Below are 6,801 nucleotides of genomic sequence, written 5' to 3'. Positions count from 1 at the left end.
GAAATTCACGAGTCACTTACATATATATGTCCTTCAACACATCAGCAAGTGCCCACACGAATTATCTGAACAAATTCTTAAAGAGCTGTGAGACAACCAACTCAAGCAACCTGAGCCGCTTCTGTTATCTCGAAAGAGGACGCACATTCTAACGATTTAAATCTCTGTGTCAACCTTTTTCTTTCAACTTTCTGGAGAAGTGATTCAAACCTGAATCGCGAAATTTCCAACTAAACCGTAGTCTAACCAGCTTTCCCGCTTGCCCCTCTCAGAACGTGGAGCGCATTATAGGCATCCCCACACACAACACAACCCCTTTTTGAAAATATTTCTCTATATTTTATAAATAAGGCCATCATCTAAGATTTTATAACAGTATTTCACTGGAACGACCTGACTAAAACGTATTTCACGTGTTAGATTTTAAGAATCTCATTCATCTTTTAATAGAGCATCAACATGAAATCACTGTATCTGCTTTTTTCTCTTATGCTGTTTACAAGTTTTGCTATAGGAGAAACACGTCTGGATGCATCTCAACTCGACACAGGAACAAACATCACCGCTAAAATCGGGGTTATCAATGACGACATTAAAACCCTGCTTTCTTCCGACTTCTCCAAACAACAAGTGCTTAATCGCTTTTCACCTAACCATACACCTCACATCAACATCACTCAAAATGAAGGAATTTACTGGTTAAACCTTTCTTTGGCGAACCCAACCCGAAAAGACATTGTTGGCTTTTTAAAGATCAATAACCTAAGTCTGACGAACACGACCGTATTTCAGGCCATCGAAAATTCTCACGGCAGCAGACCTTTCGAATTCCAGCAAACATCAGGCAACATTTTTGTCAGCAATAACGCAACGTATGTTCGTGTTAACATTCCCAAAGAGTCACTCTCTTATAACCTAATCAAGCTTACCCCCCAATCAGACAACAGAATCCAAATTGCGTACCTGGATGAAGAGCACTATCAAAAAGACATATTAAAAAGTAATTGGCTCCAGGGCATTTTTATCGGCATTTTAATGACCTTCGTAACCACATTGCTTTACCTATATAAGACCAGCAAAGACAAAACGCCTTTAATCGGCGCTATCGTCATTACCTTCATGGGCTTTTTCCAGCTGGTTTACACCGGACAAAGCATCTCCATCTTTAGTCTTTCCATCCAACAGAATCTTATTATTTTTTACGGGACCTACTTTGCCGCTTTTTTATCTTACATTGCGTTAACTTTATACCTCTTTGAAAGACAGCGCATGATCAAGCAGGTACTGATTTCTGCCGTTCTCCTTGCCGTACCACTGATGTTTATTTCTTACCAGCTTCATGGCAACCATTTAACCACCGTCATTATCCCAACGCTCTTAGTCACATCCATATCCATTGGATTCGGCATTCAACAATGGACCAACAATGTCAGTATTGCCTCAAACTTAACGGTAACCAGCGCACTTGCCACCATTTTACTTTCTTCAAGTACACTCAACACGATCGGAATTACACCCGACCTTGTGACTTTTGGCTTTGAAGACACTTTAACACTGGTACTTCTGAGTGCATTTATCACAACCTCCATTGGCAAGTTATTGTTCATCCATGCTCAGATGAGCAACCGACAATACCGAGAAGACAAAGTAAAGAAAGAACTGATTTCAGCTAAAAATGCCTTCTTAGCACAATTCAGCCATGAAATGAGAACACCACTTAATGGCGTCGTCGGCATGACAGAGCTATTGAATGACACCCCGCTCAGTAATAACCAACGGGAATACGTAACCACCATTCAAGATTCGGGCATGCGACTGATGACCATGATCAATGACGTCATTGATTACACTCGCATTGAATCCGGTGAATTATCTCTGACAGAACGAACATTCGATCTGCCTGCTGTTGTTGTTCAGTGCCTTACCGAGTTTTCTCGTGAAGCAGAACAAAAACAAATTGAACTTATTACCGACATCTCCGGCGACATTCCACAGCTGGTTAAAGGCGACAACGAGAGACTTCGACAAATTCTGAACGGCCTTATCAGCCACCTTTTTGATTTAATCGAACACGGTGAGATCATCGTTACCGTTGAGAACAGCCAACTGAACAATCAGCTACGCTTTCAGATTCGAGATACAGGCATTGGTTTTAAGAAGAATCAAAACAGCAGCTTATTTGACGCTTACAAACAAAGTAAAAACCATTTGAAGAGTTCTGATCTAAGCCTCGACCTGAGCATGATCCAAGAACTTGTCCGTTTGATGGGCGGCGAACTTCACATGGCGTCAGAGTTTGGTAAAGGCAACATCATCTGGTTCACGGCCAACATGCCAGCGAGCGAGAAAGAACAAGAAGACTTATTTGATGATTCCGTACTTGAAGGGCTTCACTTACTGGCAGTAGACGATAACGTTTCGATCACCAAGGTCATTGCTCACCACGCCCACTCTTGGGGGATGGAGTCATCCATTGCCCATGGCGGTCCGGAAGCATTGGCCATATTAAGGAATAAAGCGAGCCTCAAGGAAAAAATTGACGTTGTGATTCTTGATTACAAAATGCCCATAATGAACGGCATTGAGCTCGCTGCCAAAATCAAAGAAGACAACTTAATCACCAATGATGTACTGGTCATCATGTTAACGGGACTCAACTTTACTCCGAATAACGCAACGCTGAAAAATGCCGGAATACGGCATATTCTCACTAAACCCGTCTCAGGCAGCTCTTTAAAGCAGGTTATTTTAAGAGGGTTAGGTCATATCACCCACTCCAATACAACCCCGGTGTTGAGCCATATTGACGACCTCAGTACCCACAAATCATTGAATGTGCTCATTGCAGAAGACAACCAGGTATCCACCAAAGTCATTTGCGGAATGTTAAGAAAGATTGGTATCAGCTACGAGGTGACTGCAAACGGGGAGCAGGCTTATAACACCTTCAGAAACGGTGACTTCAACATCGTTTTAATGGATTGCGAGATGCCCATCATGGACGGTTTTGAAGCAACCCAAGCCATCAGAGACTGGGAAAAGCGCAATAAGCGAACGGAAATCCCGATCATTGCTCTTTCTGCACACGTTATGCCTCAACAAAAAGCAATGTGCCTGGACTGCGGGATGAATGACTACATAGAAAAGCCGATTGAACTGAGCACCTTAAAAGCCAAACTGATTGATTGGGCGCCTGCCATTAAAGTCATTGAAAACGAAACGAACTAACCTCATAAAGAATACGGACACAGGTAAATTCCTTCGATCCGGGATTTACCTCAGCATCACTACTTTCCTGCCCAAATGGAGTAGAATGATGACACACTCAGAAATGATAACCTTAGAGCTTTTCAGGACAACCCTCTGTGCCAGGCGATTTAACCATTCACTTCTCTGCCGATTTAGCCCGAACCTATGGCCTAGATCAGGCAATTACACTGTCGGTAATGAAGCAGTTTTTCGAGTATCGACCCTCAGAAAATGGCTGGCTTGCCATTTCTGATCAAGAACTTTTAGAGAAGTTATCTTTTTGGCCAATAGAAACAATTCACAGAGCGCTTAATCAATTAAGCAACCAAGGGCTCATTAATATCCATCAGGCGGGGAATACTTTACACCCGCAACTGATGTATAAGCTGACACCCAATACAAGAACGCAAGGTCTGCCAATCGTTAACGCGCCGCCTAACCAAGTCACAACAAATCAATCTGCACCCCGGAGTCAAACCCAACAAAGCCTCAACCAATTTAACCGATCCAGTGCCATGACAGAAACCTGGCAACCGGATCGCTTTGTCATTCAACAATGCCTTCAGCTTGGCATCCCTGAGCCCTTTATTCTTGAAGCCATTCCTGAATTTGTCACCTATTGGCGTGAGCGAGGTATCAGTTCAACCAGCTGGGGAGCAAAATTCCAAAAACATGCGTTAAAACTTTGGCGGAACCACGAAACCAAAGTCGCAGCGAACAAAATACCGCAACCCATTACCAAAGACTGGAAGCCCAGCGAAGACACCGTTGAAATTCTGACCCGCGATAACGTAGACCCAGACTTCATTCAACACAGTATCGCCGAGTTTTTACTCTATTGGATGGAGCGCGGCTCCGCTGAGATCACCTGGAATACCAAATTTGTCAGCCACATCAGAAGGCAGTGGAAACAATTTTGTTCCTCCATCGAACACTCAACAGACCCGGTTCGCATTCCCAAGAACTGGGAACCAAGCCCTGAGTGCTACGAAATCGCCAGACTGGCTCAAATTGATATCCAGTTTGCCAAAGACCAAATCAAACCCTTCGTGCTATATTGGTCAGATACAAACCAGACATCCACGTCCTGGAATACCAAGTTTGTTCAGCACTTAAAGTGGAGCTGGGCAAAACGACATCAGTTAGACAATATTGGTCATCATGAAAAAAATCGAGCAAATCATTCATCCGGTCACTCAGCAAATCAATCATTCCTCGAGCGACACCAGGACACCAGTTGGGCAGACGAACTCTAATCATCACGATAGATCGACCAGCCAACCTCCGTCAACGGACATGGTTACAGCGATTACCTACCTTTTTGGCGCCTTTGAATTGGCTTATCACAACCAATTCAGACGCGCGTTTGGGGACATGGAAAGCCTGAACAGCGCCAAAAAACTTTGGGCCATGCAGCTGGCGCGCTTCAAACCAGAACAAATCAAACGAGCCACCGACCAACTGATACAAAGTAATAAATTTTTACCCACACTGCCTGAGATCATCCAAATCTGTGAACACGATTTATCCGAACATGGACTGCCTGATCCTTACTCGGCCTACGTGGAAGCATGCAGGGCATCAAGCCCAAAAGAAGCCTATCAATGGTCGCACCCGGGGGTTTATTGGGCTGGAAGAGCCACCGGCTGGTTTTTAATGCACAGTGAAGTAGAGCAGAAAGTTCTGCCTATTTTTAAGAAAAACTACGAACAAATTTGCTTGAAAGTTCGCTCAGGTGAAGACCTTTCCATTTCCAGACACGATGAATCCAAGCAAATTGAGCGCATCCCGCTACCAGCGGAAGAGCAGCTGAAAAACCTGGAAGCATTGAGAAAGAATACGGGCCTCTGATCCGGCCCGCACACACTACTCTGGCCGCAGGGCAACCAACTCTTTCTCTTCTTCGGCCAATCTTTGCGCAGCAAGAATTCGTCGCTGCTGTTGAAGTATGTACTGAATCAGTTCTTCACTTAAATTTTCTTCAACCCGTTCAAAGTTTACCCTCGACATATATTTATGACCGTGCGGCCCCGGAAAGGATAAAGTGTCGCAACCAATAACTCGCCCTGTGACCAGCACTCGTTTATTGTCTGTCGCCATCAAAATATCGACGAGAAGAATGACATCCGTATCAAGCGGTTCAGCCACCGGAAAACCAATTCCACACGCACTGAGGCTCACATTCATCGTCCGGTAATCGTGTTTGAAGCCTGCATCCAAACTGATCGACGCAGATTCTGACAACTGATCCAGTTTTTGATTCAGTAAACCGGCAATCGTTGATAATTCAGGGGAATACTGTTTAAGGCGTTCTAATTCGGTTGATATTTCCGCATTTAAAGCACGAGCTTCCTGGTCTGGCTCCAGATTAAGTTCATTCTCCAGCCACAATTGTTTTTCTGCCGACGTTAATGCACGAAATCTTAAGCTTACGGTGTCCGCGATCCGAAAAAACCTTCGACGATCGGCACCACTATCTGTAGGGACAGTCTGGTTCATAAATCCTCTATTTTTATTATTATTAATTTTCGGGTACTGATTTGTATTAATACTATAATACGTCAGAAAATCTCATCTGGCGACAATTCGTACAATTCATCACTCGGATCAAATTCACCATCGTAAGGATCAAACGTTTCAACCTGGTCTTCTTGTTCTTCAAAAGGGTCGTCCTTCAGGATAACAATCTCTACGCGTCTATTTTGTTGACGGCCTTCTGCAGTTTCATTCGATGCCAAAGGCTTGGTCGATCCCCAGCCCACAACCTTAAACCGCTTACGCCTGAACTCTTCAAACGCCAGCAGTTCATCAGCCAGAGCCTGAGCACGAGCAGAAGACAACGCATAGTTATTTGAAAAGACATTTGCACTTGGCAGAGGCACATCATCGGAATGCCCTTCAAACGATAAAGTACCTTCAACCATTAACAACATATCTTTCAGCTTCGCCAAAACCGGAAAGAACTTATCATCCAAAACGGCCGAACCCGACTTGAAAGAACCATTTTCCTGAATTCGTATGACAATTCTACGGCCTTTTGTCTCGACCTGAATAGAGCCTTTCCCCACCTCTTCCTGCATATGAGTGGCAATTTCAATGGCGTCTTTCTCTGCATCCGCTTTTGCCGCTTCCGCTTCGTCCTGTTTTTTCTTTTCTTCACGCAGTCGCTGATTATCTTCTGTCGCTATGTTCTGCGCTTCAGGGTCCTGACATTCCACATCCAGACTTTCTTTGGTGGTATCTGAGGTGTCCTGATAAATGACGTTTAACGGGGTTGGGTCTGGTCGGCCAGGACTGAACTCCTGAGCAATGATGCTGGTTCCCTTGGGAATCTCGGCGAGATTTTTTACATTTTGTACGCCGAACGCATTCAACAGAGACCCTGCCAATCGCTTAAATTGAATTGCATCAATCTCGGCAAAGGACAAAAGAAGCACGAAAAAGCACATCAGCAATGACATTAGATCTGCAAATGTCATTACCCACGGGGGAATACCTGCCTTCTCTTTTTTCTTTGGTTCGTCGTCGCTCATTATAAGTTATCGATTATCC

The 6,801-nt window shown here is 44.2% G+C and carries 5 protein-coding genes; 3 read left to right on the top strand and 2 right to left on the bottom strand.

Annotated features, from left to right (window positions below):
• Positions 1-459 precede the first annotated feature (459 nt).
• The 3 genes from ABD744_RS00765 to ABD744_RS00755 all read left to right on the top strand — a co-directional run bounded on the left by ABD744_RS00765 (position 460) and on the right by ABD744_RS00755 (position 5,100).
• Positions 460-3,228: a response regulator gene (locus ABD744_RS00765; RefSeq protein WP_344794437.1), complete on the top strand. Its 2,769-nt coding sequence runs from the start codon at positions 460-462 to the stop codon at positions 3,226-3,228.
• 137 nt (positions 3,229-3,365) lie between these two features.
• Entirely contained in the window at positions 3,366-4,505 is a 1,140-nt protein-coding gene (locus ABD744_RS00760) for a DnaT-like ssDNA-binding domain-containing protein (protein WP_344794435.1), read from the top strand.
• A 40-nt stretch (positions 4,506-4,545) separates the two neighbouring features.
• On the top strand, positions 4,546-5,100 hold the full coding sequence (locus tag ABD744_RS00755) for a replication protein P (RefSeq protein WP_344794433.1): 555 nt from the start codon (positions 4,546-4,548) through the stop codon (positions 5,098-5,100).
• Between the two features lie 15 nt (positions 5,101-5,115).
• Here the strand turns inward: ABD744_RS00755 and ABD744_RS00750 are convergent, their stop codons facing one another.
• The gene (locus ABD744_RS00750) at positions 5,116-5,748 is read right to left on the bottom strand and encodes a PilZ domain-containing protein (RefSeq protein ID WP_344794431.1); all 633 of its coding nucleotides are present in this window, start codon (positions 5,746-5,748) and stop codon (positions 5,116-5,118) included.
• A gap of 62 nt (positions 5,749-5,810) precedes the next feature.
• Positions 5,811-6,782, bottom strand: coding sequence for a MotB family protein (locus ABD744_RS00745; RefSeq protein ID WP_344794429.1), 972 nt, complete (start codon positions 6,780-6,782; stop codon positions 5,811-5,813).
• Positions 6,783-6,801: the final 19 nt, after the last annotated feature.

Origin of the sequence: Litoribacillus peritrichatus, assembly GCF_039537985.1 — a bacterium.
Lineage (GTDB): Bacteria > Pseudomonadota > Gammaproteobacteria > Pseudomonadales > Litoribrevibacteraceae > Litoribacillus > Litoribacillus peritrichatus.
Note: the sequence above shows the minus strand (reverse complement) of the source record. Positions and strands in the feature narration are given on the sequence as shown.